Below are 25,656 nucleotides of genomic sequence, written 5' to 3'. Positions count from 1 at the left end.
CCGAACACCCCCTGAACGCGATCCCAGCGATCACGGCATGCCGCGACACCGTTACGCCCGGTCCTTCACAGCCCGCGGGTTCTTCTGCAACACCTCGAACACCTTGGCAACGATGCCACGAGCATCCAGCCCGGCGTCGGCGTACATGCGATCAGGCTTGTTGTGGTCGGTGTACTCGTCAGGAAGAACGAGCGAGCGGATTTTCAGGCCATCGTCGAGCAGGCCCCGATCGGAAAGAAGCTGCAGCACCTGGCTGCCGAAGCCACCAACCGACCCTTCTTCTACCGTGATCAACAGCTCATGCGTGCGCGCGAGTTTCAAAATCAGCTCTTCATCGAGCGGCTTGGCAAAACGCGCGTCCGCCACGCTCGTCGATAGGCCCTTGGCTTCAAGCTCGTCAGCGGCCTTGAGAGCTTCATGCAACCGAGTGCCGAAAGAGAGCAACGCAACTTGCGTTCCCTCGCGCATGATCCGCCCTTTACCGATCGGGATCGGAATGCCCTTTTGCGGCATTTCCACGCCGACGCCCTCGCCCCGCGGATAACGGAACGCGATCGGACCATCGTCGTAGGCCACAGCGGTCGCAACGGTGTGAACGAGCTCCGCTTCGTCAGCTGGCGCCATCACAACCATGTCAGGCAGACAAGCGAGAAACGCCGTGTCGTACGCCCCCGCATGGGTTGCGCCATCGGCACCGACATATCCCGCCCGATCGATGGCGAAACGAACCGGCAATTTCTGCAGCGCCACATCGTGGATGACCTGATCATAACCGCGCTGCAGGAAGGTGGAATAGATCGCGCAGAAAGGCTTGTAGCCCTCTGTGGCGAGGCCGGCCGCAAATGTCACGGCATGCTGCTCAGCAATTCCGACATCGAAGGTACGATCCGGGAAGCTCTTCTCGAAAATGCCGACCCCCGTGCCGTCAGGCATCGCGGCCGTAATGGCGACGATCCTGTCGTCGTCGATGCCTTCCTTCGCCAAAGCATCACCGAACACTTTTGTGTAGCTCGGGAAATTGGCCTTTGCCTTGTTTTGCGTTCCGGTGCGCACGTCGAACTGCACGACACCATGATATTTGTCGTCAGACGCCTCGGCCGGAGCGTAACCTTTGCCCTTCTGCGTCACGACATGGACGAGCACCGGGCCGTCCTGCGTATCACGGACGTTTTCGAGGACCGGAAGCAAGTGGTCCAGGTCATGCCCATCGATCGGCCCGACGTAATAGAAGCCGAGCTCCTCGAACATCGTGCCGCCCGTGAGGAAGCCACGTGCATATTCCTCGGCTTGCCCGACCTTTTCCTGAACGAAATGAGGAAGGCGTTTGGAGAGCTGCTTCGCAGTTTCGCGGATGGAATGGTAAGCACGGCCTGAAATGAGACGTGACAGATAGGCCGACATCGCACCCACAGGCGGTGCAATCGACATCTCGTTGTCATTGAGGATCACGATCAACCGGGAGCCAAGGGCTCCGGCATTGTTCAACGCCTCGAACGCCATGCCCGCAGACATCGAACCATCGCCGATCACCGCGATGATGTTGTTGTCGCCTCCGGCAAGATCGCGCGCTACGGCCATGCCGAGGCCCGCCGAGATGGAGGTCGAACAATGAGCCGCGCCAAACGGATCGTATTCGCTTTCAGAACGCTTCGTGAAGCCTGACAGCCCGCCGGCCTGACGCAAAGTGCGAATGCGATCGCGCCGACCTGTCAGTATCTTGTGCGGATAGGTCTGATGACCGACGTCCCAAATGAGACGATCACGGGGCGTATCGAACACGTAGTGCAAGGCGACAGTGAGTTCGACCACGCCCAGGCCAGCGCCAAGATGCCCGCCAGTGACAGACACCGCATCAATGGTTTCCGCGCGCAATTCAGCTGCCAGCTGGGTGAGCTTTTCCTCTGGAAGCTGGCGCAGGTCTTCCGGCGTGCGGATCGTGTCTAGAAGCGGCGTCGAATGCACCATAATCGATCTTTCACAAACGGGCTGGTACCCGACTTATTAAACTGCCCCAGGCGAACGAGACATTACCATGCCTCAGGTTGCAACCGCTGAAGCAGGCTCAGACAGGGCTCTTTCCGCTCATTCTAGGGAAGATGGCACAAATACAACACCATCAAACACGGGCCTTCCCACTCAGAACCGTGGGAAGAGTAAACGGGAGAGAATGACGGGCCGTGGTATATCAAGCTCCGCGGCTTAATTGAAGCCACCTGACTTAAGCCTAAAAAGGCGTCCGGCAAGCCGGGCAAGTAGGATCAACCCGCCACAGGCACGGCCATTTCCGAGATGGCCCTCGGGCCATAACTGTCCTCGTTTCCCGCGAATTGGTGCGTGTATAGCCGCTTATAGAGGCCGCCTCTTTCGAGAAGCTGGTGGTGAGTACCCTCTTCCAGAACGGTGCCTCCGGCGATCACGAAAATGCGATCGGCATTCACGATGGTAGAAAGGCGGTGAGCGATCACGATCGTGGTGCGCCCCTTCATCAAGCGATCGAAAGCGATCTGCACCTTTCGCTCGGTCTCGCTGTCCAAAGCGGAAGTGGCTTCATCGAGCAGCAGAATAGGCGCCCCCTTCAAAAGAGCACGCGCAATGGCAATGCGCTGCCGCTGCCCTCCAGACAATTGTACGCCATTCTCGCCGACATCGGTGTCATAACCGGCATCGAGTTCGCCGATGAAATCATGCGCGAAGGCATCTCGCGCAGCCGCTTCCACTTCAGCATCGCTGGCGCCCAGACGTCCGATCCGGATATTTTCCCGGATGGTTCCGCTGAAGAGGTAGGTATCCTGGCTGACGAGCGCGATTTGCTCTCTCAGGGCGCGGGCGGAAAAGTCGCGAATATCCCGGCCATCCAGCAATATCCTGCCTTCATTGAGATCGTAAAATCGCTGGATGAGAGCGAGTATTGTGGACTTTCCTCCGCCGGAGGGTCCGACCAGAGCGACTTTCTGATCCTTGAGAACCTCCAGATTCAAGCCGTTCAGAACGGGTACATCGCTGCGGTAGCGGAAACCGGCCTCCTGAAAGACAAGCGCACGCTCGATCTCAGGCACCGTGTCGCCGCCCTCGGCCTCATGGCTCGCGCTCGGGGTATCGAGCACCGTGTACATCATGCGGATACCGACGATGGAAGCCTCGATGTTGAGCCGCAGCCGGGCCAGGCGTTTCGCCGGTTCATAAGCCAGCAACATCGCTGTGAGGAACGACATAAAGACGCCAGGAGACTGATGCCCGTTGACAGACGCCCATCCCGAATAGAGCAGGATGAGCGCGATTGCGATGCCGCCCAGGCTTTCCATCAGGGGGCTGGACCTGGCCTGAAGGCGGGCGATCTTATTTGCACGATCCTCCGTCGCCAGCACCGCTTCATCCATCTGGGCTTCCATGTAGCCGGACAGGTTGAAGGCCTTGATGATGCGGATGCCGTGGACGGTTTCCTGAAGCAATTGCACGATGCGCACGCCGTGCTTGAATTCGCTGGATGCCAAGGCGTTGATGCGCTTGACGAGCTTCACGACACCCCAGAAGGCCAAAGGCGCGATCACGAAGGCGATGAATGACAACAAGGGGGCCTGGATGACCATCACCAGGAGCAGGCCGATCAGGGTAAGGAAGTCGCGCCCGACACTCACAACGATCGTGTTCAGCACGTTGCGCGCCGCGTTTGCTCCCCCCGACACCCGCATGATCAAATCGCTCGACGGCGTGCGGGAGAAGAACTCACTGCTGAATTTCAGCACGTGTCGGTAAAGCTTGCGCTGCAAATCCGCGACCACGCGGTTTCCCACATGGCTGAGCGCGACATCCTGGGCGTAAGTGGCAAACCCCTTCGCGATGCTCAATCCCATGACGAAGAGCGAATAGGACAGCAGTGTCGCCAAATCCTGGCTGATGAAGACTTCGTTGACGATGTCCCGCATGAACCACGCCATGGCCGAGGTCGTCGCGGCTACCACCGCCATGAAGGCGAACGCAATCGCATAACGCCGCCAGTAGAGTCGAAAATTTTCCTGAAAGAGGCGGCCGACAAGGACGCTGGTCTCCCCCTTGAAGAACGGCAAGGAAATCCCAGGATTTTTCCAGAAACTAGACATTAAGAACGGCTGATCCTCGACGCATCGAGCCGCTCATATCACATCGAGAGGGCTCTGTTCACCTCGCCTCAATATCCGCTGTTCCCTGCGGCATCTCGTCGGCGGCTGCCCACTCGGTGCAAGATTGACGTCATCAGCAAGCCGAACGACGGCAACCTTGAGATGAAAGTGGCAGCCTCCCGGAGGTGAATGGGCTTGGAGGCGGCGGATAAATCGGGCAATTGGGTGTTACCCAGGTTTGATTGGACTCCACCAATCGAGGCGAGATGGCCCACGATACCGCTGTTACCAGTTCCCCTTATGAGCTCCTAATCCAGCATGTGATCGATCACGCGATCTACATGCTGTCTCCGGACGGCACGGTCGCGAGTTGGAACCCGGGAGCCGAAAGGATCAAGGGGTACAAAGCCGATGAAATCATCGGCGCGCATTTCTCAGATTTTTATACCGCAGAAGACCGCGCTGTAGGAAAACCGCAGGAAGCCCTGCGCATCGCTGCAACGGACGGCCGATTCTCAAACGAAGGCTGGCGGATCCGCAAGGATGGCAGCCGGTTTTGGGCCCTTGCAGTGATCGACGCCATCTACGAAGAGGGCAGTCTGATCGGTTTCGTGAAGATTACGCGGGACATCACCATTCAGCGGGAAGCCCATCTCGCTTTGGTGGAAAGCGAACGGCGCTTCCGCTTCCTGGTGCAGGGCGTCATCGACTACGCCATCTACATGCTCGACCCGACGGGCCACATCACCAACTGGAACACCGGTGCGGAACGCATCAAGGGCTATAAGGCCAGCGACATCATCGGCCAGCATTTCTCCGTCTTTTACACTGCGGAAGACCGGGCCCGTGGGACGCCTGAAAACGGCCTCGAACAAGCCCTCCGCGAAGGACGCTTCGAAGCCGAGGGGTGGCGCCAGCGCCAGGACGGCACACGCTTTTGGGCCAGCGTTGTGATCGATGCCATCCGTGACGAAACCGGCGATCTGATCGGCTTTGCAAAAGTTACCCGCGATGTGACGGAACGCCGAATGACCCAGGAAAGGCTCGAACAATCGCGGGAACAGCTGTTCCAGGCTCAGAAGATGGAAGCCCTCGGTCAGCTCACCGGAGGAATCGCACACGATTTCAATAATCTTTTAACAGCCATTTTGGGAGGCGCCGAACTCGCCCTTCGACATTCCGGTGATAGCGAAAAATTGCATCGCTTGTTGGAAGGCATCAGAGCATCCGCCCAGCGCGGCGGAAGCTTGACCAAACAATTGCTGGCGTTTGCACGCAGACAGGTCCTTGAAGCCGAGACGATCGATCTTCTTCAACAATTGCCAGCGACAGCCGACCTTCTGAGGCATTCGCTGACGCCAAACGTGTCGCTGTCGACGGAATTCCCAGAAGAGCTTTGGACGATCGAGGCCGATCCGGGGCAATTGGAGCTGGCGATCCTCAATCTCGGTATCAATGGACGCGACGCCATGCCCGACGGAGGACAGCTCACCCTGAGAGCCTGCAACGTCGTACTGGCCGGCGAAGTAGACAACCTTCACGGAGAATTTGTCGCAATCAGCATGTCAGATGAAGGAACCGGCATCGCACCGGAAATCCGACAGCGCATCTTCGAACCCTTCTTCACGACGAAGAGCTTTGGAAAAGGCACGGGTCTCGGCCTGAGCCAGACTTATGGGTTCGTTCAGCAATCCAAGGGTGCCCTTGGGTTGGAGTCCCAGCTGGATGTCGGCACGACGATCACGATCTACCTGCCGCGCAAAGGCAGTGAGATCCGGCAAGATCAGGGCGTCTCCATCGTGCTGCTCGTAGAGGACGATCCACACATCGCCGAACTTACTGCGGAGCTGGTGCGCGATATCGGTTACGAACCCAAAATTGCATCGAGCGGGAATGAAGCACTGGCTATTTTGGCTCGGACGTCCGGGGTCCGATTGCTGTTCACCGACCTCGTTCTGCCTGGAGGCATGAGCGGCATAGAACTGGCCCGCAAGACCCGCACTCGTTTTCCCGAGATGCCCGTGCTGCTTACGAGTGGCTATAGCGACGCGATGACGGCTTGCTCTGGTGAGTTTCCCCTACTGACCAAGCCATATTCACTGCAACAATTATCCGACAAGATAAAAAGTCTGTTGGCACCGACTAACTGAACGTCTTTTACGCGCCGCCTTGAGTATCAATTCATACAGCGACAAACTCCGGGTGACCTGGATTCCCCAGGTTGCCGTCAGAAGATCTTAACGCCAGACGGGTATACCAAGGTCCTATGACGACCTTTGGCAACAGCAGCCCTCACCCGCACGCCACAGAGCGATCACTCAATCTGAATGCCCTGGCGTTGCGCGATGGCCTCTTTTTCACGGCCGTCGTTCTCATGAACTTCACTTTGCTGCGCCCCTCCCCTGTCGATCTTGCCTTCATTGCAGCGATATCGATGAGTGTGTTTGTCAACCAGCGGTTTACAGGAGCATTTCTGCTGCTCCTGGCTCTTCTAGCCGTCTCGATCACATCATTTTTCGCATCGTCACTGCATCTTCTGGGTGATCCGGAGGTCCGCTTTCAGATCATCATCAAGACATACGTCGTCCTGCTGGCTGCTATCGCCTGCTACGTCTCAATGACGTGGGGCCCAGAGAAATTCCGAAGGTATTTTCAGGCCTACGTCGTTTCGTGCGTGATATCAGCAGGCCTCGGAATCTTTGGTTTCCTGACGCAGAACTCCGTACTGACGTGGGACGGGCGCGGGAAAGGTCTTCTCGACGACCCAAATATGTACAGCTCTTTCCTGGTGCCAGGCGCCTTGGCCTGCATGTACTTTCTAAGCCAGAAAAGAAGCTTTTGGGCGACACTCGCCCTCGGCATCATCATTGTTGGCATTCTCGTTTCTTTTTCACGCGCCGGTATTGCCGCTCTCCTTCTATGCGGCTCCCTATATCTTGTTTTTCTCAATAGGCGCGATCTGGGGCGCGCCTTTGTTATGCTCCTGATTGGGCTGATGATTACACTGATGCTCGGGGCAATCGCGGCGCTGGTCTTCGACCAATTCTCCGATAAAATCGCCGATCGCTTCACCTTCGCCAAAAGCTACGATGTCGGGCATGGAGGGCGCTACGACCGTTACGGCATGGCGTTTCCGATCATCCTGGACCACCCGCTCGGCATTGGTCTGCTGCAATTCCGGAAGTATTTCGACGAACCGGTGCATAACATCTTCATCGGCGCATTCATGTATTATGGATGGGCGTCGGGTCTTTCCTGGCTTGTGATGGTGGTTACCGCAGCAAGACTCGGCTGGCGCAATTGGCGGATGACGCGCCACCCTATGTCGGTTTTGCTGTCGATGTGTTTTCTTGCCGTAATTGCCTGCGCGTCACTGCATGAGGGTGAGCATTGGCGCCATTTGTGGTTCCATCTTGGTCTCATGTTCGGCTTCAATCCTACATTCTTTCCGCCCCCTAAGACCGGGCGACGGTCAGACGAGGCGTAATTTGGCAGCCTCTGGCGAACTTAACGTCAAAAGTCCTCCCTTTAACGCGAGGGGAGATGGGATGTTCGACGATCGCCCTGCCATTCAGTCCGCCATCGATACCGTCCACGGGGCGGGCGGCGGATCCGTCTACCTTCCAGCGGGGATATACGTAATCGGCCCAGAGCCTGGAGATCGGTCACCCGGCGGCCTGCAGATGCGCTCAAACGTGCTGCTGCGAGGCGACGCGCCTGGAGCCAGCGTGCTGAAGCTGCGAAACGCCTGCCATCGCACGCTTCTCTATGGGCCCGACAACGTCGATGAACTGTGGGGTCGCGGCTCGGAAAACGGTTTGCAGAACTGGTCGCTTGCCAATCTCGAACTCGACGGCAACCGAGCTACGAATGCCGATGGAGATGGCCTTCGGATTTATGGATTTCGACCAAATGTCGAAAATCTCAATATTCGCGACGTTGCGGGACATGGCTGGCGAACAGAATGGGCCTCCTACGGTTCACATCTCCTGGGAATGGAAGGTCTGATCAGCAATGTCCGCATCGACAATTGCGGTCGACATGGCATGTGGTTTTCGGGACCGCATGACAGTGTGCTGACGAATGTGATCGTCATCGACTCTTCACGCGACGCGCACGCGCGGTTTGACGGTTTTCATCTGACGGGCAGCGTGTCTTCGAGGTTCGTAACCTGTCATGCCTGGAATAGAGCCGAGGGCAACCGCATGCGCCATGCACTCTCGGACGAGGCCGGTGGTAACGATTTCATCGGCTGCCAGTTTGAGGGCGCTTATCGCGCCAACTTTCAGGCGCTCGGACAGGGATCGGTCTTGGTTGGATGCCGGATGTTCGCGGCGGCCAATGGGATCGGCGTGATCGTGCGATCCAGCGAGATCGTGATGCGGGGGTGCGTGATCGGACCGCCATTGGAGGGCGCTCCACCTTCCCGCGGTATCCTTCTCGGCCAGCCCGGAGACTGGGTGGCTGCTTGCGATCTCGATCTATTCGCCCGCGAACAGGAGCTGGGGCTTGTTGATTTCACTCATTCGTCAGGCAGTAACAGCCTAAAGATCCGCGGGTTCAACGGGCGCGGCATCGCCTATGCCGGCCGGCCGCATCCAAGCGATGAAGTCGACCTTCTCTGCTCGGGCGATGGTGGCGGATCGCTTCGTCAGCGGCGGTGACAGGATCCGTCTCACGTTGAAGAATTAACATCATCGCAATCAAGACGTGCGCAGATGATCGCTACGAGCGAGATGCCTTTATGCACGTAAGCGATAAGCCGCCTGTTTCGCAGACAGAGCGTCACAAAGTGTCCGGCGAAGCAGATCTTCTGTCCATCGGCCGCGCGATTTGGACAAAAAAGATCCTGATCATCGTTCCGACGATGCTGATCGGCGCAGTGTCACTGTTTGTCGTCACCAGCCTGACGCCGCTCTACAGGTCTGAAGCGCGTGTGCTCGTAGAACAGCCGGACAATGTCTACACCCGGCCTGAAGGCTCGGTGCAGCAGGCCCGCGCGGAAGCAGACGAGTTGGCGGTCGAGAGCCAGGTTCAATTGCTGACATCGCGTGATCTCGCGCTGGCCGTCGTAAGGAAGCTCGACCTTTCGAACAGAGCCGAGTTCAATCCGCCTGCCGGACAGACCTCGTTTCTACACAGTCTGATGTCGCTGGTGCGGCGCGACACCGATAAAATGCAGCGATCGGCAGAAGACCGCGCACTGCAGCATTTCTATCGCAATCTCAGCGTTTTCGCGGTGACGAAGTCCCGCGTGATCGTGACGCAATATTCTTCGGAAGACCCGGTTCTGGCGGCCGACGTCGCGAATACGATGACGGAGCATTATCTCGAACTGCAGCAGACAGCGAAACTGGAGACCACGCGGCGGGCCTCTGATTGGCTGAGTTCGCAAATATCCGATCTCAGCCGCCGCGTCGCAGAAAGCGAAGCCGACGTCGAGAACTTCCGTATTCAGGAGAATCTGCTGGTCGGGACCAACAATTCCACATTGTCGGCCCAGCAGCTCAGCGATTTCAATTCCAACCTGTCTAATTCGCTCAATCAGCAAACTGAAGCACAAGCGAAAGCGGACAGTATCACTGCCGCTCTGAAATCAAACCGCCCGATCGAGACGCTGGACGTCGCCAATTCTGAATTGATGCGCCCGTTGGCGAACCAAAGAGTCGCCCTCGCTGCGATGATCGCCCGGGAATCCCGCACCTACCTGCCGGGACACCCGCATATGATCGAGCTGACCGCGCAATCATCTGCTCTGGAAGCACAGATCCGCGAGGAAGCACGCAAGCTGGCCCGGGGTTATGAGAACGAAGCCAAGGTGGCGGCCGCCCGCGTCGCGACCATCCGCAACACCCTTAATGCTCAGAAGGAGGTTGCGGCGGATGCCAACAAAAAGGAAGTGGAGCTCCGTGCGCTGGAGCGGGAAGCCCGAGCGCAGCGCGAGTTGCTGGAGCAGTTCCTGGCGCGTTATCGCGACGCTGCTTCACGAGAGCGTGCCGACGCGTCGCCACCGGACGCGCGAATTATTTCCCGCGCAGCACCGCAATTCACGCCCTATTTCCCGAAGCCCGTCCCCACCGTGATCTTGGCCACATTGGCGACGTTCGTGTTGCTCATCGTGGGCGTCGCGGCGAGCGAGTTCATGGCCGGTCCACCCCATGTTCCCACGAGAAGGCGGAATGGCCCGGAACATTTCAACGGAAATGTCGGGACCGCCACCACCTGATTGATCGGCCCGAAGAAAGCTAACCCTTTCCCGGGGTGGCATCCGGGAGAGTCGATCGAAGATGTCTGGAAAAATGGTAGCGGGAGAGGGACTCGAACCCCCGACACGCGGATTATGATTCCGCTGCTCTAACCACCTGAGCTACCCCGCCATGGTGTGCGCGATATAGGGAATCCTTCGGAGACGTGTCAAGCTGACATGTGCAGGATGCTTGCAGCGTTCAGCTTTTCTTGCGCAACCGAACCAGCTTGAAAAAGCCACCCGGAAAGACCGGTTCTGCTCCGACGAACTGCATATCCGTATGCCGATCCGCCCAACGTGCCAGCCGCGATACCTTGAAATCCGAGCTCCAGCCGACTTTGCTCATGAGCGGGGCGAGGTGCGTTTCTAGGCGTGCCTGCAGCCCATGATCTGCGCCGAGCTTCGATGTGACGATGATCTCCCCGCCGGGACGAAGCACCCGTCGAAATTCATTAAGCGCGCCTTCCGGATCCGGCACGAGAGTGATGACGAAAGGGACAGCCACCGCGTCGAAACTCTCGTCAGCAAACCCCAGACGACAGGCGTCCATGCTGGCGAGCAATTGCACATGCCGCAATGATTTCTCGTGGACCTTCTCAACTGCTTTTTTCAGCATGTGCACTGACAGATCGACACCCACCACACGCCGATCCTCGGGATAATAACGAAGCACGAGCCCTGTTCCGACACCCACTTCCAGCAGGTCCTGGCCGCAGCGCGCGGCCGCATTCGCCGTCTTGGAATGGGCATCGGACAGAAGCTTGTGGTAGACGGCATCGTAGATTGGCGCCCATTTCTGGTAGACGCGTTGCTGCCCTTCGAGATCGTACTGCACGCTCATCGGTTTACCAGTTCCGCATCACGAAGTTCAGCGGCCGCGCGAGGTGCCGCCGCAATGATACCGCCACCGAGAACGCGCGCCTGTCCATCGGCCCTGTCGTAGAAAACACAGGCCTGGCCTCGCGCAACGCCCTCTTCGGCCTCGCTCAACAACACTTCAAGACCATCCGCACCGCGCCGGAGCAGAGCGGGCGCCGGAGGCCGGGTGGAACGCACCTTTACGAAAAGGTCCAGACCTTCCGCCCGCATATCCTCGAGGCTCTCGTCACCCAGCCAATTGATGTCGCGTAGCACGATGCGATGCACAGTCAATGCTTCGCGCGGGCCGACAAGGACGCGGCGCTGCGCCGCATCCACGGCGACGACGAACAAAGGTTCGCCCGTGGAGAGCCCAAGACCGCGGCGTTGGCCGATTGTGTAGTGCATGATGCCTTTGTGCTGCCCGAGGATGCGCCCGTCGATGTGCACGATGTCGCCGGCTTCGGCCGCATCCGGCTGCAGCCGACGGACGATTTCGGCGTAGGAACCGCTCGGCACGAAGCAGATGTCCTGGCTGTCGTGCTTTTCGGCGACGTGAAGGCCGAACTCGCGGGCGAGATCGCGCGTCTGCGTCTTTGTCAGGTCCCCAAGAGGGAATCGGAGCAGATCGAGCTGGGCACGGGTCGTGCCGTAAAGAAAGTAGCTCTGGTCACGATCCGGATCGAGGCCGCGCAGCAAGGCGCGCCGGCCATCGCCCAGGGTACGGGACGACACGTAATGACCCGTGGCAAGGGCGGCGGCACCGAGATCGCGGGCGGTGTCGAGGAGATCGGCGAACTTGATGCGCTGGTTGCATTCCACGCATGGGATCGGCGTCTCGCCCGACGCGTAACTTGCCGCGAACCGGTCGATGACCGCCGTGCGAAAACGGTCCTCGTAATCGAGAACGTAATGCGGGATGCCGATGGCATCGGCGACACGCCGCGCGTCATGGATGTCCTGACCCGCGCAGCATGCACCCTTCCGATGGACCGCCGCGCCATGGTCGTAGAGCTGCAGCGTCACGCCCACGACGTCGTAGCCATCACGCTTCAGCAGCGCGGCGACGACGGATGAATCGACGCCGCCCGACATGGCCACCACCACACGATGATCGGGAGGGTTTCCGGGAAGGTCGAGATGTGGAGATACCAATGCCTGTGTCCATGCTTGTCGGCAGAAGCCCACAAAGCGCCAATGTAGGCGGTTCACCGCCGTCGTTCTACCCTCGTGAAGGCGGCCGGCGCCGTCCGAAAGGCATCTTTACGGCTCCGATCAGACAGATAGCTCGGTTTTAGGGTTCCAGCTTAGGCAAATCTTAAATGCCAATACCTACATTGGCAAAGATCGATGGTCAGATGTGTTGAGAGTAGATGATGACCGAGCTGCCACGCGCAAAGGTAAAATATGTTATCGGCCCGGATGGCAGCCCGTTAACTGTTGCTGATCTGCCCCCGCCGACCACCAAGCGCTGGGTCATTCGCCGCAAGGCGGAAGTGGTGGCCGCCGTCCGCGGCGGCCTTCTCAGCCTTGAGGAAGCGTGCAGTCGCTACACTCTCACGGTCGAGGAATTCCTGGCGTGGCAGGCATCGATCGACCGGCATGGATTGGCCGGTTTGCGGACCACACGGATCCAGCAATACCGGGTAGGCTGAATTTTCGCAGCCTTTACATTCCATTCATTTTTACTTTGTTTTTACGAGATCGGCACGCCAAGGCGTGCCGATTTTCTTTTGGCCTCAGGCGCGGGCCAACGCCTCCCCCGTTCGGGGGACAAACTTCAGAATGTCGGTGGGATCTGACCGCGCCACCTCATGGAGCGGACGCGGAGCCTTCGACAGGCAGGGCCAACAGGCCCGGATCATGCCCGAAAATTTCGGGAAGGTTCTTCCGTGATGTCTCGGGGGGAATCCCCGAGACATCAGCTGGCGCGGCGGGGATGGGCCTCACCGGTGGCGGCTTCTTCGCCGGCACGACCGCTGCGCAGATCGCGCTCGCCCATCATTTCCATCTTCTTCAGCTCGTCCTCGGCTTCCGCCAAGGCGCCCTGAGCCTCTTCGAGCTGTCCCTTCAGTTCATCGGCCGAGCGAAGAAGATTGTCGCGACGCTGCGCGGCCGCCCGGGCGTAGGTGGGATACGCGAAGTGGTTGACGTCCTTGATGCCCGCCCGGCCTTCCTCCGCATGAATTTCACGGTCGAGTTCTCCGGCCATGCGCGTGAACTCGGCCATCATGGCTTCGATCTGCGCCAGCTGGCGGCGGCGGTCGTCGACCTGAAAACGCTTCAGGCGGATCATGGTGTCGCGCGGTTTCATACTCTCGTTCATGACATCAGCCGGTTAGGATCCGGTTTCGTCCGGATCGACAATCTGATTCAACTGCCCACCATTTTGCCGCATTCAGATTGCTCGTTCCTTACAACGGCCGCGCCAGCCTGCCCTGCCCCGGGAACGGTTCATTCATACGTGTTGCGAAAAAGGAAACCGAAAGCGGCGACGCTAACGGTTCGTTTACTCCGCTGATTAATCATGTGGATCTGTCGGGGCTGCGGAACGTTCCCCGATGAACTGGAACCTTGGAGTCCGATGAATCCCTTAGGGGATGAACTTCATGTTTTGGTTGAGAAAGTGTTGAGGCCTTTTTTCGTTTTAAATCAATGGATTATGGCTTTTTCATTTTCTTGAAGACACAGCTTGATGAACAGAATCAAACTCTGTTAACCATTCTGAGTTAGCGTTCTTAAACGATTGGGAATGGTCCCGGCTTCGCGCCGCGACGCGGCACCGCTGGAGCGTGGAGGGCAAAGAATGCGCGTGCTTCTGATCGAGGACGACAGCGCGACGGCGCAGAGCATCGAATTGATGCTCAAGTCGGAGAGCTTTAACGTCTACACGACCGATCTCGGCGAAGAGGGTGTCGACCTCGGCAAGCTGTATGATTACGACATCATCCTGCTGGATCTGAACCTCCCCGACATGTCGGGTTACGAGGTTCTCCGTCAGCTTCGGGTTTCGAAAATCAAGACGCCCATCCTGATCCTTTCCGGCCTCGCCAGCATCGAGGACAAGGTTCGCGGCCTCGGCTTCGGCGCCGACGATTACATCACGAAGCCCTTCCATAAGGACGAATTGGTCGCCCGCATCCACGCCATCGTGCGGCGTTCGAAGGGCCATGCCCAGTCGGTGATCAACACCGGCGATCTCGTGGTGAACCTCGATACAAAGACGGTCGAAGTCGGCGGAAATCGCGTTCACCTCACCGGCAAGGAGTACCAGATGCTGGAGCTCCTGAGCCTGCGCAAGGGCACAACGCTGACCAAGGAAATGTTCCTCAACCACCTTTACGGCGGCATGGACGAGCCGGAGCTGAAGATCATCGACGTCTTCATCTGCAAGCTGCGCAAGAAGCTGGCCTCGGCAACCGACGGCAAGAATTACATCGAGACGGTGTGGGGGCGCGGTTACGTGCTTCGCGAGCCGCCGGAAGATCTGCGCGCGAGCGCCTGACGGCAGCCCATCGCCACAAGAAAAGCCCCGCTTCGGCGGGGTTTTTTCGTTTCAGAGAAGACCGATTTCCTGGAATTTGGCTTCCAGCGTCTCACGGTCGAACGGCTTGACGATGTAGGCGTCCGCCCCTGACCGCAGGGCCACGGCGATCTGCGCCACGTCATGCTCCACGGTGCAGAAGACAATCTTGGGCGCCCTGCCCTCTTCCGTCGCCCGCAATTCCTTGAGGAAATCCAGCCCGTCCATCACGGGCATGCTGCAATCGACGAAGATGCTGTCGGGCATCCATTGCCGGCAGATTTCCATCGCCTGCTGGCCATTTTCCGCTTCGCTGACACGGATATGCTGGTTCTCGAGGATGCGGCGCGCGACCTTCCGGATCACGCTCGAATCATCCACCACAAGACAGGTTCTCATGCGCGCCCCCTCCCCGGAACGGCGAGCGCCGCTTACACCGCGTCCCGCTTCGGGACGATTTTCGGTGCATTCAACATGAGATGCGACGTTTCACCAAGGGGTGAACGCGGCCATACGCATTTGAGGTATGTGGCTGTGGCCGAAAGTTTTTTCAGACCGGGCTGCCCGAGCGGGCGAGGATCGTGACCTGATCGTTCTCCAGGCTCATGTCCACGCTCATTTCGGCGGTGCGGGCGACAAGGCCGGTAAAAAAGGGCTGGATGACGTGCGCATCGACGTGATTGTCGGGCGGCGTGCCGGCAATCAGCTCCGGAATGTTGGCCGGGATGCGCGCCATGGGCCCGGTTGTCCCGATACGGAACAACGTATCCGGCTCCACTCCCTCAACGGCCACGTCGATGACGCCGCCGCGCGGGATCGTGGAATTGGCGATGACGAGCAGATTGAGCAGGAGCTTGACCTTGTTCTTCGGCAAAAGGGCGCGGGGCGCGGCCCATTTCAGCTCGGCCTTGCTGTCGCGCAGGAAACCGCGAGCGACGTTTTCAGCATCGGCAAGATCGATCATCGCGCCTGCCGAACCGGCTGCGCCATAGGCGAGACGGGCGAATTGCAGGCGGGCGGAGGCCTGGGCCGCGCTCTTGCGGACGAGATCGAGCGCGAATTCCCGCATCTGCGGGTCCTTCTCCTCCTCCAGGACTTCCAGGCCGTTGACGATGGCCCCGACGGGGCTGATGACATCGTGACAGAGCCGGCTGGAAATCAGGGCGGCGAGATCGAGGGCATGAAGATCGACGGGCGCGGTCATTTCTGTTCCTGACTGACGCGGCATCGGTTTCGGCGCGCCGAGAGCGATCTTGCCTGATACCCTTCACAGGGATTCGCCTCAAGACGATTAACCACCTTTCCCGCCAAAGCGCTTTCATCCGAGGCGATCGGGCGCCTCTCTCCACAGGAACCTCCGCGACGTGCCCCTGCCGAACGATCTCCGAACGCTCGCCATCGACCTCTCCGCTCTGGCGGCGCAGGCGGGGCGCCTGATCCTGGACGTGGCGCGCACGGAGCTGACCATTGCCGAGAAGGGCGATTTTTCGCCCGTGACCAATGCCGACATCAGGGCGGAGGCGCATCTTCTGGAGGGGCTGGCGCGGCTTCTGCCCGGCATCCCGGTTCTGGCGGAGGAAAGCGCCTCGCGGGCCGAGATCCCCGATATCGGCGACACCTTCCTCGTGGTCGATCCCCTTGACGGAACGCGGGAATTTTTGGCGGGGCGGCCGGAATACACGGTCAATATCGGGCTGGTTTCCGGTGGGCGGCCGGTGCTGGGCGTGCTTCATGCACCCGCCCTTGCCCGCATCTATTGGGGGGCGGAAGGAACGGGCGCGGCCCGGGCCGACGATGTGCCGATGGATGTGCCGATCCATGCGCCGGTGGTGTGCCGATATGTGCCGATCCGCACCCGCACTGCCGATGATGCGCCGGTGGCGCTGACGAGCCGCGGCCACAACGATGCGACGACGGAAGCCTTTCTCGACCGCCTCGGCATCGCGGAGCGGGTGCGCATCGGCTCGGCCATCAAGTTCGCGATGCTGGCGGAGGGGGCGGCCGACATCTATCCACGCTTCGGACCGACCATGGAATGGGACCTCGCGGCGGGCCACGCCCTGATCGCGGCGGCCGGCGGCGCGGTGCTGACCCCGGAGGGCGATGCGATCCGCTACGGCAAGGTGGAAACGGGCTTCCGCAACGGTCCGTTCGTGGCCTGGGGATATCCGCCGCGCTGAATGGCCTTCGCAAAGACATTTTTGCAGGCGATGCTGCCAAAGCGATTCGCAGCGCCGGGCTGGCGCACAGGGACTGGGGCATCATGACGAACTTCGCGCGATCCATCCGATTCATCTGCGCCTTCGCGGCCTTCATGCTGACGGCCGCGCTTCCGGCCGCCGCGCAATACGAACCCTCGGGCCGTGCCGGCACCTATTCGGCCGACGAGATCGTCCAGCAGGGCCACAAATTCTTCGGCGTGGTGTCGCGCGAGCTCGCAACCCTCGTGCAGCGGGCGGGCAGCCAATGGGGCCAGCCGAACGGCTACATTCTCGGCCAGGAGGGCTCGGGCGCGATCGGCGCCGGGGTGCGCTATGGCGAAGGCAAGCTGTACATGAAGTTCGGCGGCGAGCGCCGCGTGTACTGGCAGGGCCCCTCGCTCGGCTTCGATTTCGGCGGCGAAGGCGCGCGGACCATGATCCTGGTCTACAATCTGCCCGGACCGGACAGCCTGTTCCGCCGCTTCGCCGGCATCAACGGCTCGGCCTATCTCGTCGGCGGGTTCGGCATGACGGGGCTTGCGGCCGGCGATGTGGTGCTGGTTCCGATCAAGTCCGGCGTCGGCGCGCGGTTCGGCGTCAACATCGGCTATCTGAAGTTCACGCCGAATTCGACCTGGAACCCCTTCTGAGCCTTCGGGCGTTTGTCCGCAGCTCTGCCGGAAACACTGGCTCTTGCCCGCGCCGCATGGCATGAAGGCGGCCTCATCATAGGGAATGAAGGCTTCGAATGGTCGAGCCGCTCCTGTACGCCGCGCTCGGCTTTCTGACGGCAAGCCTGCTCGCCTTGTTCTTCGGACGCGCGCTGTGGAACCGTGCCGTGCGCATCACCACGCACCGCATCATGCGGCGGCTGCCGCTGTCGCGCGAGGAGATCGTCGCGTCGCGCGATCTGCTGCGCGCGGAGCAGGCCGTGGAATATCGCCGGCTCGAGCGGCAATCCAATCTGATGCGCGAGCGGATGGGCGCCAGCATGGCCGCCGTGGGCGAACGCGACGTGCGCATCGCGGAGATGAAGACCGCGATCGCCGCCGACCGCGCGAAGCTGACCGACAGCCAGGCCCGCGAGACCGCCGCACGCGAGGAAATCGACCGCCTGAAAGCCGAACACGATGTGGTTCGCGAAAAGCTGGCGGAAGCCGAGCGCAATTTCGCCAACACGAAACGCGACATGCAACGCTGGCAGGGCGATCGCGGCGAGCTGATGGAGCTGGCCGATCAGCGCCGCGCCGAGCTGGCGGAAGCCTCCGCCCGGTTCGCCAATCTTCAGCGTTCCTCGGGCGACCTCGAACGGCAATTGGCGCAGGCACAGGCCGAAGCCGCGCGCGCCCAGACCGATCTGGCCAATGCGCTGGCGGCCCGCCAGCAGGAAGTGGAACGCGCGGAGCGGTTCAACGCCCGCCTGGTGGAGACCGAAAGCCGGTTGTCGCAGGCGCTGACTCAGCTTGAAACCGCCGGCCGCGACCGGACGCCGGCTGCGACCCGGCCGGCGGCCAGCCCCGAGGACATGGCGCTGCTGCGCCAGCAGATCGAAAAGCTCGGCCGCGACCTCGCCCGCGTGGCCGGGGCCAAGGCGGAACCCGCGCCCGAACCCGCCAAGCCTTCCGGCGGCGGACGCACGGCGAGCCGCAAGCGCGCGGCGCAGCCCGCCGGCACGTCGCGCAATTGAGGCGAAGGGCCGCGCGAACCCATCGCGCTCTGGGGAATTGTCTCCTCGTGCAGCAATATTCCCGCGTTTTCCTCGCCATTCTCTGCATGGCTTTCGCCACGAGTCTCGGGGCGCCGCCTTCCCTCGCCAAGCCGCAGGTGCGGAAAGAACGGCGCTTGAAAAACGTTCCGCTGCCGACGCCCCGGCCAGCAGAGCTGAGCCCGAAGAAGGAAGAGACGGCGGAGGTTCCCGTGCCCGAGCCAAAGCCCGAGGCCGAAACGGCGAAGGAGAAACCGCCCCTGCACGCCGAGGCGCCGCCCGAACAGAAGACGATGGCCGAACCGCCGACCGCCGACCCGAAAGCGCCCGCGCCGCCGAAGCCGGCCGAGGAAACCGCCGCCTTGAGCGACCCGGAATGCGAGGCGCTCAAGGCCGGCGGCGAGGTGGAGTTCAAGCCGCTGCCGGCCATCACCGAAGGGCAATGCGGCGCACCCTTCCCCATCAGCCTCATCGCGCTGACGCCCAAGGGCGGCGAGCGGGTGGAGCTGGAGCAGCCCGTGGTGATGCGCTGCGCGGTGGCGGCGGCCACCCTGAAATGGGTGAAGGAAAGCGTGCAGCCTGCCGCGCAGAAACATCTGGGCGAGACGCTGAAGGCGTTCCAGTCCACCAACGGCTATGCGTGCCGGGGCCGCAACCGCGTGAAGGGCGCGAAGCTGAGCGAGCACGCCCGCGCCAATGCGATCGACATCGGCGCCTTCCAGACCAAATCCGGCAAATCGATCCCCGTGGGCGCGACGACCGAGCCGGGCCTGACCTTCATGCTGGACATCCGGGCCAAGGCCTGCGGGCCGTTCACCACCGTGCTGGGGCCGGGCTCGGACACCTACCACGCCACCCATTTCCATCTCGACACGATCAAACGCGGCAAGAAGGGCAACACCACCTATTGCCATTGAGGTGAGTCAGGGCCGCGCGCGGTCCTCCGCGGCGTAATCGAACAGCGGCCAGGGATAGGCGGCCAAGACCGGGAAGGCCTCGCGCCAGCCCGAGGGTTCCTGACGGGCCAACCAGCCGCAGATCGGGCCAACAGCCTCGGCATAGGTGGTGATCGGCCGATAGCCCAAGGCCTCGGCGGCCCGCATGTCGAGGACGAAGGGGCCTGGCACGGACCAAGGCGAGCGGCCGATTTCGGGATCGGCATTCGCACCCAGACGAATTATTTCGCCGCGATAATTCATGTGGGCCGCGATGAGCGTGGCGATCTCGAAGGCGGAAGGCGCCTGCGGATCGGCGACGTTGAGAACGCGGCTGGCGGGCTGGTCCAGAACGGCCTTTGCGAGCGCCGCGATGTTGGCGGCCGCGCTTGTGTGGAAGCGACTTTCGCCATTGAAGGCCAGGGGGATGAAGGGCCGCCCGTCCTGCATGCGGCGCACGAGCCAATATTCGCGCGGATGGGTGGAATGGGTGCCGTGAACCGCGCCGGGCCTCAAGATCGTGACCGGTTTTCGGGAATGATCGAGCAGCGTGCGCTCAAGCGCGGCCTTGCGGGTGGCATAGGTGGCCGGGCCGGGTTCGACGATTGGCTGCGTTTCGGAAATGGGATCGGGAAGTTCGGGGAAGCCCCTCACCTCCGCATCATCGAGCGAACGGCCGGAATGGTCCCGATAGACGCCCGACGAGGAGACGACGACGAATTGTCCGACCGCATCCTGAATTTCCAGGAGCTGGCGGGCGTGCGCCTCATCGAAGGCCACCACGTCGATGACGGCATCGGCCCCTTCCCCGACGGCTTTCGCGAGCGCGCCGGGCTGATCGCGGTCGATGGTCATGAGACGCGCGCCGAGCCGCGTGAGATCGTCCGGCTGGGCACGGCGGCCCCGCGCCGAGATCGTAACCTGCCATCCGGCATCGAGGAGCTCGGCGGCGATGGCGCGGCCGATCTGCCCCGTTCCCCCGATGATGAGTGCGTGTTTTGCCATCCTGCCTTCCGCTCACCATTATTGATGGTGCACGCCCGGATGGGGCGGACAACCCCGGAATTCTGGACTAAAGACAGCGGCCATGACCGCACTCGACCTTGCCAGCTCGAAGACCGCGCCCGCGCCCTATGCCTCGCGGCGGACCTTCGCTATCATTTCGCATCCGGACGCCGGCAAGACCACGCTGACGGAAAAGCTGCTCCTGGCCGGCGGCGCCATTCGGGCGGCGGGCAGCGTGAAGGCGCGCGGCGAGCGACGGCGGGCGCGCTCGGACTGGATGGACATCGAGCAATCGCGCGGCATTTCCGTCACGTCCTCGGTGATGACGTTCGAACGCGACGGCATCACGTTCAACCTGCTCGACACGCCGGGCCATTCGGACTTCTCGGAAGACACCTACCGCACGCTTTCGGCCGTCGACGCCGCCATCATGGTGATCGACGCGGCGAAGGGCATCGAGGCGCAGACGCGCAAGCTGTTCGAGGTGTGCCGGCTGCGCGACATCCCGATCATCACCTTCATCAACAAGGTGGACCGCGAGGGCCTGGACCCGCTGGAATTGCTGGACGAGATCGCGACCGGGCTGGCACTCGACCTCGCCCCGATGACCTGGCCGATCGGGCTCGGCACCGATTTTCGCGGGCTGATCGACATCGACGGCAAGCGCGCGCTGCTGCCCGACCAGCGCGGCGGCGCGCAGGTGACGGAAGTGGCGTTTTCCGACCCGGCCGAGCTGGAAAAGAGCGCGGGCATCGAGCCCCACATTCTGGGCCCGACGATGGAAGGGCTGGAACTGGCGGAAAGCGCCCTGCCCCGGTTCGATCTGCAGAGCTTCCTCGAAGGGCACCTCTCGCCAGTGTTCTTCGGCAGCGCGCTGAAGGAATTCGGCACCGACCGGCTGCTGGCGGCGCTCGCGCATTTCGCGCCGCCGCCGACCACGCGCCCGGCCTCGGCACGCGAGGTCTCGGCCTCGGAAAACCCGGTGACGGGCTTCGTGTTCAAGGTGCAGGCGAACATGGACCCCAACCACCGCGACCGCGTGGCCTTCGTGCGGCTGTGCTCGGGCAAATTCCGGCGCGGCATGAAGGTGTTCCACGTGCGCGAGAACCGCATGGTGACCATCGCCGCGCCGATCTTCTTCTTCGCGCAGGAACGCGAGACGGCGGACGAGGCCTTGCCGGGCGATATCATCGGCATCCCCAACCATGGCATGCTGCGGGTGGGCGACACCCTGACCGAGGGCGAGCCCCTGCGTTTCGAGGGCATTCCCAACTTCGCGCCGGAAATCCTGCGCCGGGTGATGCTGGAAGACCCCATGAAGGCCAAGCAGCTGACCCGCGCCTTGCAGGACATGGCCGAGGAGGGCGTGACGCAGGTGTTCCGCCCGCTGATCGGCGCGCAATTCATCGTGGGCGTGGTGGGGCCGCTGCAGCTCGACGTGCTCGCCTCGCGCATGGACAAGGAATACAACGTGCCGATCCGCTACGAGGCGGCGCCCTATGTGACGGCGCGCTGGGTGACGGGGGAGAAGGCCGATGTCGAGCGCTTCCAGGAGAGCAACCGCTCCTCGCTGGCCGAGGACCGCGACGGGGCGCTCGTGTTCATGGCCCGCAATTCCTGGGCGCTGGATCAGGCGCGGCAGGACTGGCCCTCCCTGAGTTTCGTGGATACCCGCGAGCGCGGCTGATCAGGCCCAGCGCTCGACGAGGAATTCGACGAAGGCGCGCACGCGCGGGGCCAGCAGCCTGCGGTGCGCGAAGACCGCGTGGATCGGCACCGCCGGACGCTCATATGCGGCGAGCAGCCGCACGAGGCGGCCCGCCGCCATGTGACCGGCGACCTGCCAGCCCGGGACGCGCGCGATGCCCGCGCCGCCCAAGGCCCCCGAAACCAAAGCATCGAGATTGTTGGTTCGCAGGCGGCCGGGGATGGGCACGCGCCGCGTTCCGCCCTGTTCGAAGCGCCAGTCGGCATCCCCTCGCGCATCGGCGAACACGAGGCAATCATGGCCGGCGAGATCGTCCGGGACCTGGGGGGTGCCTTTGCGGGCCAGATAGTCGGGCGAGGCACATACGACACGACGAACCTCGCCCAGCCGGCGGGCGATCAGGTCGGAATCGGGAAGCTCTCCGACCCGGATGGCGAGATCGAGCCCCTCCTCGGCCAGATTCACGGTGCGGTCGACGAGCGTGAGATCGATCGACACATCGGGATAACGGCTCAGGAAATCCGGCAACAGCGGCGCCACGCGCAGCCGGCCGACGAGCGTCGGCGCGCTGATGCTGAGGCGGCCGCCGACACCCGTTCTGTTCGCCCCGAGACTGGCCTCCGCCTCCTCCATCTCGGCCAGGATCTGCCGCGCTTTCTCGTAGAAGATGAGCCCCTCCTCGGTCGGCGCGAGGCGGCGGCTGGTGCGCGTCAGGAGGCGGGTGCCGAGATGCTCTTCCAGCGCCGCGAGCTTGCGGCTTGCGGCGGGCAGCGTCAGACCCATGGTCCGCGCGGCCGCCGACAGGGAGCCGTTGTCGAGCGCACGGACAAAGACGCTCATGGCTTGCAGCCGGTCCATTCGCCATCGATCCTTGCAAAAAATGAAAGCAGGCTTGCGACAGGAGCGGATTTACGCCGCGCCCGCAACCTGACGATATGCCGGGCATGACACACACCGCTTCCACATCCCTCGACCGCGGCACGCTCTGGATCATGGCCGCCGCGACCGGGCTCGTGGTCGCCAACAATTATTACAACCAGCCGCTTCTGGTGGAATTCGCCAAGACGTTCGGCGTGGCGGAAGCGGCGGCCGGGCCGATCGCGGTGCTGACGCAGGCGGGCTATGCGCTGGGGCTTCTGGTGTTCGTGCCGCTGGGCGACAAGATCGAACGCCGCAAGCTGATCCGCATCATGCTGGTGGCTTCGGCCTTCGCCCTGCTCGCCATGGCGCTGGCTCCATCGCTCGCGTGGCTCAGCGTGGCGGCCTTCCTCGTCGGCTTCACCAGCATCGTGCCGCAATTGCTGACGCCGTTCGCCGCGCATCTCGCGGGGCCGACGCAGCGCGGACATGCGGTGGGCACGGTGATGTTCGGCCTGTTGTGCGGTATCCTGCTGTCGCGCACCGTGTCGGGCTTCGTGGGCGCGCATTTCGGCTGGCGGACGATGTATGTCATCGCCACGCTGATCATGGTGGCGCTGGTGCTGATCCTGCATGCGCGGCTGCCGAAGGACGAGCCGGCCTTTCGGGGCAGCTATGGCAGCCTGATGGCCTCGCTGTGGACGATGCTGCGGACGGAACGCGTGGTGCGGGAAACCTCGGCCATCGGGGCGCTGCATTTCGGCGCCTTCAGCGCGTTCTGGACCACCCTTGCCTTCCACCTCCACGCAATGCCGCAGCAATATGGCAGCGATGTCGCGGGGTTGTTCGGGCTGGTGGGCGTGCTGGGGGCGAGCGTTGCCTCCTATGCCGGCAAGCTGGCCGACCGGCAGAGCCCTCGCATCGCCGTGCTGGCCGCGAGCATCGTCAATGTGGTGGGCTTCGCCATCTTCGCGGGCTTCGGCGGGTCGCTGTGGGGGCTCGCGCTCGGCGTCATCGTGCTCGACCTCGCAATGCAGGCCGGACACGTCTCCAACATGACGCGCAATATGGGCGTGAACCCGGAAGGCATGAGCCGCACCAACACGCTCTATATGTGCATCCGCTTCACCGGCGGCGCCCTGGGGTCGGCCTTCGGCGCGCAGGCCTGGCATTTGTGGGGCTGGCTCGGCGTGTGCGGCACGGGGGCCTTGCTGTGCGTGCTGGCGATCGGCGTTCTGTTCCTGCCCGGCAGCAAAGCGGAGCCGGCCTGAACCAGGCTGTCATCAAGACTGCATCCGCGATTGCGTATCGTCTCGTTTTGGAACACGATTCAATATGCGGGCGGCAGGGGCCGCTCCTCGTTCCGGATGGAGCTCACGGTGAGTGTGGCGCTGGTTGCCTGCGTGCTTCTCGTCCTCGGTCAGATCCTCAGCGTGTCGCTGGCCGATTGGCGGCTCCATCGACAAAGCCGCTCGCTCGGCACCTCCCGCCGCGCCGGGCCGGTCAGCGTGGTGGTTCCGCTGCGGGGCATCGAGACCTTCTCGCGCGATACGCTGAACGCGGCCTTCGGCCTCGATTATCCGGATTATGAACTGATCTTCTGCGTGGCGCGGGCCGACGACCCCATCATCGGGCTGGTGGAGCGCGCGATCGCCGCCAATCCCGGCGTGCCGGCGCGCATCCTGACCGGCGACGACCCGATCAGCGCCAACCCGAAGCTCAACAATTGCGTGAAGGGCTGGGACGCGGCGCGGCACGACTGGATCGTGCTGGCCGATTCCAACGTGCTGATGCCGCCGGACTACATCCAGCGCCTGATGGCGTCGTGGCGCGCGGACACCGGCCTCGTCTGCTCGCCGCCGCTGGGCTCGCAGCCGCAGAATTTCTGGGCGGAGGTGGAATGCACGTTCCTCAACACGCTGCAGGCACGCTGGCAATACACCGCCGAAAGCCTCGGCATCGGCTTCGCGCAAGGCAAGAGCATGCTGTGGCGGCGCGCGCTGCTGGAGGCGCATGGCGGCATCCGGGCGCTGGCCGCGGACATCGCCGAGGATGCGGCGGCGACCAAGATCGTCCGCCGGGCGGGTTTTCGCGTGCATCTGGCCGACACCGCGTTCGAGCAGCCGCTGGGCGCGCGATCGGCCAGGCAGGTGTGGCTGCGGCAATTGCGCTGGGCGCGCCTGCGCCGCGTAACCTTCGCCCCCGTCTACGCACCCGAGATCCTGACCGGCGCGGCCGTGCCCATGGCGATCGCGGCGCTGGCCGCCTCCACCGCGAGCGCGGAGGCGGCTGTGGCGGGCGCGCTGATCGTGATGGTGCTGTTCCACGCCACCGAAATGCTGTTGGCGCGCCGTGCGGGCTGGCATGTGAGTTGGCGCACGCCGTTCGCGCTCATCATGCGCGACGCCTTGCTGCCGGCCTTGTGGATCGGCGGCTGGGTTGGCGGCACGGTGGTGTGGCACGACCAGGCGATACAGGTGAAGAAGAACAGCCTGAAGGAGACGCCCTCGGCCGCCTGA

The 25,656-nt window shown here is 62.3% G+C and carries 22 protein-coding genes and 1 tRNA gene; 13 read left to right on the top strand and 10 right to left on the bottom strand.

What is annotated here, in order from left to right:
• Window positions 1-51 precede the first annotated feature (51 nt).
• Both dxs and ACQ6S1_RS12380 read right to left on the bottom strand, forming a co-directional pair.
• Entirely contained in the window at window positions 52-1,965 is a 1,914-nt protein-coding gene (gene dxs, locus ACQ6S1_RS12385) for a 1-deoxy-D-xylulose-5-phosphate synthase (RefSeq protein WP_445041520.1), read from the bottom strand.
• 293 nt (window positions 1,966-2,258) lie between these two features.
• A complete protein-coding gene (locus ACQ6S1_RS12380) occupies window positions 2,259-4,064 on the bottom strand; it encodes an ABC transporter ATP-binding protein (RefSeq protein WP_445041519.1) in 1,806 nt (601 codons plus the stop codon).
• 299 nt (window positions 4,065-4,363) lie between these two features.
• Between ACQ6S1_RS12380 and ACQ6S1_RS12375 the strand changes: the two genes are divergently transcribed.
• The 4 genes from ACQ6S1_RS12375 (at window position 4,364) to ACQ6S1_RS12360 (ending at window position 10,323) form a co-directional block, all read left to right on the top strand.
• Window positions 4,364-6,247 carry a hybrid sensor histidine kinase/response regulator gene (locus ACQ6S1_RS12375; protein WP_445041518.1) on the top strand — a complete coding sequence of 628 codons (1,884 nt, stop codon included), beginning with the start codon at window positions 4,364-4,366 and terminating at the stop codon, window positions 6,245-6,247.
• Between the two features lie 116 nt (window positions 6,248-6,363).
• Window positions 6,364-7,584 carry an O-antigen ligase family protein gene (locus tag ACQ6S1_RS12370; protein WP_445041517.1) on the top strand — a complete coding sequence of 407 codons (1,221 nt, stop codon included), beginning with the start codon at window positions 6,364-6,366 and terminating at the stop codon, window positions 7,582-7,584.
• Complete coding sequence (locus ACQ6S1_RS12365; protein WP_445041516.1) at window positions 7,475-8,761, top strand: glycosyl hydrolase family 28-related protein; 1,287 nt, start codon at window positions 7,475-7,477, stop codon at window positions 8,759-8,761. Before ACQ6S1_RS12370 ends, ACQ6S1_RS12365 begins: the two co-directional genes overlap by 110 nt.
• 80 nt (window positions 8,762-8,841) lie before the next feature.
• Window positions 8,842-10,323, top strand: coding sequence for a GumC family protein (locus ACQ6S1_RS12360; protein WP_445041515.1), 1,482 nt, complete (start codon window positions 8,842-8,844; stop codon window positions 10,321-10,323).
• Window positions 10,324-10,397: 74 nt separating this feature from the next.
• Here the strand turns inward: ACQ6S1_RS12360 and ACQ6S1_RS12355 are convergent.
• From ACQ6S1_RS12355 to mnmA, 3 genes are all read right to left on the bottom strand, one after another.
• A tRNA-Met gene (locus ACQ6S1_RS12355) sits at window positions 10,398-10,474 on the bottom strand.
• A 69-nt stretch (window positions 10,475-10,543) separates the two neighbouring features.
• Window positions 10,544-11,185 carry a class I SAM-dependent methyltransferase gene (locus ACQ6S1_RS12350; protein ID WP_445041514.1) on the bottom strand — a complete coding sequence of 214 codons (642 nt, stop codon included), beginning with the start codon at window positions 11,183-11,185 and terminating at the stop codon, window positions 10,544-10,546.
• The gene (mnmA, locus tag ACQ6S1_RS12345) at window positions 11,182-12,357 is read right to left on the bottom strand and encodes a tRNA 2-thiouridine(34) synthase MnmA (RefSeq protein WP_445041513.1); all 1,176 of its coding nucleotides are present in this window, start codon (window positions 12,355-12,357) and stop codon (window positions 11,182-11,184) included. The genes ACQ6S1_RS12350 and mnmA overlap by 4 nt, the downstream gene beginning before the upstream one ends.
• A 221-nt stretch (window positions 12,358-12,578) precedes the next feature.
• On the opposite strand from mnmA, the gene sciP reads away from it, so the two are divergent.
• The gene (sciP, locus tag ACQ6S1_RS12340; protein WP_445042017.1) at window positions 12,579-12,857 is read left to right on the top strand and encodes a CtrA inhibitor SciP; all 279 of its coding nucleotides are present in this window, start codon (window positions 12,579-12,581) and stop codon (window positions 12,855-12,857) included.
• Window positions 12,858-13,123: 266 nt separating this feature from the next.
• Here sciP and ACQ6S1_RS12335 read toward each other — a convergent pair whose 3' ends face one another.
• Window positions 13,124-13,516: a flagellar export protein FliJ gene (locus tag ACQ6S1_RS12335; protein ID WP_445042016.1), complete on the bottom strand. Its 393-nt coding sequence runs from the start codon at window positions 13,514-13,516 to the stop codon at window positions 13,124-13,126.
• Between the two features lie 492 nt (window positions 13,517-14,008).
• Here ACQ6S1_RS12335 and ctrA point away from each other — a divergent pair, with 492 nt between their 5' ends.
• Complete coding sequence (gene ctrA, locus ACQ6S1_RS12330) at window positions 14,009-14,707, top strand: response regulator transcription factor CtrA (protein ID WP_445041512.1); 699 nt, start codon at window positions 14,009-14,011, stop codon at window positions 14,705-14,707.
• A 51-nt stretch (window positions 14,708-14,758) separates the two neighbouring features.
• Here ctrA and ACQ6S1_RS12325 read toward each other — a convergent pair whose 3' ends face one another.
• Both ACQ6S1_RS12325 and chpT read right to left on the bottom strand, forming a co-directional pair.
• The gene (locus tag ACQ6S1_RS12325) at window positions 14,759-15,124 is read right to left on the bottom strand and encodes a response regulator (RefSeq protein ID WP_445041511.1); all 366 of its coding nucleotides are present in this window, start codon (window positions 15,122-15,124) and stop codon (window positions 14,759-14,761) included.
• Window positions 15,125-15,275: 151 nt separating this feature from the next.
• Window positions 15,276-15,929 (bottom strand): histidine phosphotransferase ChpT, encoded by a 654-nt coding sequence (chpT, locus tag ACQ6S1_RS12320; RefSeq protein ID WP_445041510.1) that lies wholly within the window; start codon window positions 15,927-15,929, stop codon window positions 15,276-15,278.
• A 160-nt stretch (window positions 15,930-16,089) separates the two neighbouring features.
• Here chpT and cysQ point away from each other — a divergent pair, with 160 nt between their 5' ends.
• From cysQ to ACQ6S1_RS12300, 4 genes are all read left to right on the top strand, one after another.
• Window positions 16,090-16,905, top strand: coding sequence for a 3'(2'),5'-bisphosphate nucleotidase CysQ (gene cysQ, locus ACQ6S1_RS12315; RefSeq protein WP_445041509.1), 816 nt, complete (start codon window positions 16,090-16,092; stop codon window positions 16,903-16,905).
• An 83-nt stretch (window positions 16,906-16,988) separates the two neighbouring features.
• Window positions 16,989-17,576: a DUF1134 domain-containing protein gene (locus ACQ6S1_RS12310; protein WP_445041508.1), complete on the top strand. Its 588-nt coding sequence runs from the start codon at window positions 16,989-16,991 to the stop codon at window positions 17,574-17,576.
• A 98-nt stretch (window positions 17,577-17,674) separates the two neighbouring features.
• Entirely contained in the window at window positions 17,675-18,613 is a 939-nt protein-coding gene (locus tag ACQ6S1_RS12305) for a coiled-coil domain-containing protein (protein ID WP_445041507.1), read from the top strand.
• A 155-nt stretch (window positions 18,614-18,768) separates the two neighbouring features.
• Window positions 18,769-19,548, top strand: a complete 780-nt coding sequence (locus tag ACQ6S1_RS12300) for an extensin-like domain-containing protein (RefSeq protein ID WP_445041506.1) — start codon at window positions 18,769-18,771, stop codon at window positions 19,546-19,548.
• A gap of 6 nt (window positions 19,549-19,554) precedes the next feature.
• Here the strand turns inward: ACQ6S1_RS12300 and ACQ6S1_RS12295 are convergent, their stop codons facing one another.
• Window positions 19,555-20,571, bottom strand: a complete 1,017-nt coding sequence (locus ACQ6S1_RS12295; RefSeq protein WP_445041505.1) for an NAD(P)H-binding protein — start codon at window positions 20,569-20,571, stop codon at window positions 19,555-19,557.
• Between the two features lie 82 nt (window positions 20,572-20,653).
• Between ACQ6S1_RS12295 and ACQ6S1_RS12290 the strand changes: the two genes are divergently transcribed.
• On the top strand, window positions 20,654-22,258 hold the full coding sequence (locus ACQ6S1_RS12290) for a peptide chain release factor 3 (RefSeq protein WP_445041504.1): 1,605 nt from the start codon (window positions 20,654-20,656) through the stop codon (window positions 22,256-22,258).
• On the opposite strand, the gene ACQ6S1_RS12285 is transcribed toward ACQ6S1_RS12290, so the two are convergent.
• On the bottom strand, window positions 22,259-23,137 hold the full coding sequence (locus ACQ6S1_RS12285; RefSeq protein WP_445041503.1) for a LysR family transcriptional regulator: 879 nt from the start codon (window positions 23,135-23,137) through the stop codon (window positions 22,259-22,261). It abuts the gene before it with no gap.
• Between the two features lie 86 nt (window positions 23,138-23,223).
• Here ACQ6S1_RS12285 and ACQ6S1_RS12280 point away from each other — a divergent pair, with 86 nt between their 5' ends.
• The gene (locus ACQ6S1_RS12280; RefSeq protein WP_445041502.1) at window positions 23,224-24,408 is read left to right on the top strand and encodes an MFS transporter; all 1,185 of its coding nucleotides are present in this window, start codon (window positions 23,224-23,226) and stop codon (window positions 24,406-24,408) included.
• Window positions 24,409-24,516: 108 nt separating this feature from the next.
• Window positions 24,517-25,656, top strand: a complete 1,140-nt coding sequence (locus tag ACQ6S1_RS12275; RefSeq protein ID WP_445041501.1) for a glycosyltransferase — start codon at window positions 24,517-24,519, stop codon at window positions 25,654-25,656.

The sequence above is a fragment of the Terrihabitans aquatilis genome, from assembly GCF_052542005.1.
This window is presented reverse-complemented; position numbering and strand designations above follow the sequence as displayed.

Excerpts from the sequence above, each read along its gene's own strand:
- dxs (WP_445041520.1), bottom strand. The coding sequence starts at position 1,965 with ATGGTGCATTCGACGCCGCTTCTAGACACGATCCGCACGCCGGAAGAC.
- ACQ6S1_RS12375 (WP_445041518.1), top strand. The coding sequence starts at position 4,364 with ATGGCCCACGATACCGCTGTTACCAGTTCCCCTTATGAGCTCCTAATC.
- ACQ6S1_RS12370 (WP_445041517.1), top strand. The coding sequence starts at position 6,364 with ATGACGACCTTTGGCAACAGCAGCCCTCACCCGCACGCCACAGAGCGA.
- ACQ6S1_RS12365 (WP_445041516.1), top strand. The coding sequence starts at position 7,475 with ATGAGGGTGAGCATTGGCGCCATTTGTGGTTCCATCTTGGTCTCATGT.
- ACQ6S1_RS12360 (WP_445041515.1), top strand. The coding sequence starts at position 8,842 with ATGCACGTAAGCGATAAGCCGCCTGTTTCGCAGACAGAGCGTCACAAA.
- ACQ6S1_RS12350 (WP_445041514.1), bottom strand. The coding sequence starts at position 11,185 with ATGAGCGTGCAGTACGATCTCGAAGGGCAGCAACGCGTCTACCAGAAA.
- sciP (WP_445042017.1), top strand. The coding sequence starts at position 12,579 with ATGACCGAGCTGCCACGCGCAAAGGTAAAATATGTTATCGGCCCGGAT.
- ACQ6S1_RS12335 (WP_445042016.1), bottom strand. The coding sequence starts at position 13,516 with ATGAAACCGCGCGACACCATGATCCGCCTGAAGCGTTTTCAGGTCGAC.
- ctrA (WP_445041512.1), top strand. The coding sequence starts at position 14,009 with ATGCGCGTGCTTCTGATCGAGGACGACAGCGCGACGGCGCAGAGCATC.
- ACQ6S1_RS12325 (WP_445041511.1), bottom strand. The coding sequence starts at position 15,124 with ATGAGAACCTGTCTTGTGGTGGATGATTCGAGCGTGATCCGGAAGGTC.
- chpT (WP_445041510.1), bottom strand. The coding sequence starts at position 15,929 with ATGACCGCGCCCGTCGATCTTCATGCCCTCGATCTCGCCGCCCTGATT.
- ACQ6S1_RS12310 (WP_445041508.1), top strand. The coding sequence starts at position 16,989 with ATGACGAACTTCGCGCGATCCATCCGATTCATCTGCGCCTTCGCGGCC.
- ACQ6S1_RS12305 (WP_445041507.1), top strand. The coding sequence starts at position 17,675 with ATGGTCGAGCCGCTCCTGTACGCCGCGCTCGGCTTTCTGACGGCAAGC.
- ACQ6S1_RS12295 (WP_445041505.1), bottom strand. The coding sequence starts at position 20,571 with ATGGCAAAACACGCACTCATCATCGGGGGAACGGGGCAGATCGGCCGC.
- ACQ6S1_RS12290 (WP_445041504.1), top strand. The coding sequence starts at position 20,654 with ATGACCGCACTCGACCTTGCCAGCTCGAAGACCGCGCCCGCGCCCTAT.
- ACQ6S1_RS12285 (WP_445041503.1), bottom strand. The coding sequence starts at position 23,137 with ATGGACCGGCTGCAAGCCATGAGCGTCTTTGTCCGTGCGCTCGACAAC.
- ACQ6S1_RS12280 (WP_445041502.1), top strand. The coding sequence starts at position 23,224 with ATGACACACACCGCTTCCACATCCCTCGACCGCGGCACGCTCTGGATC.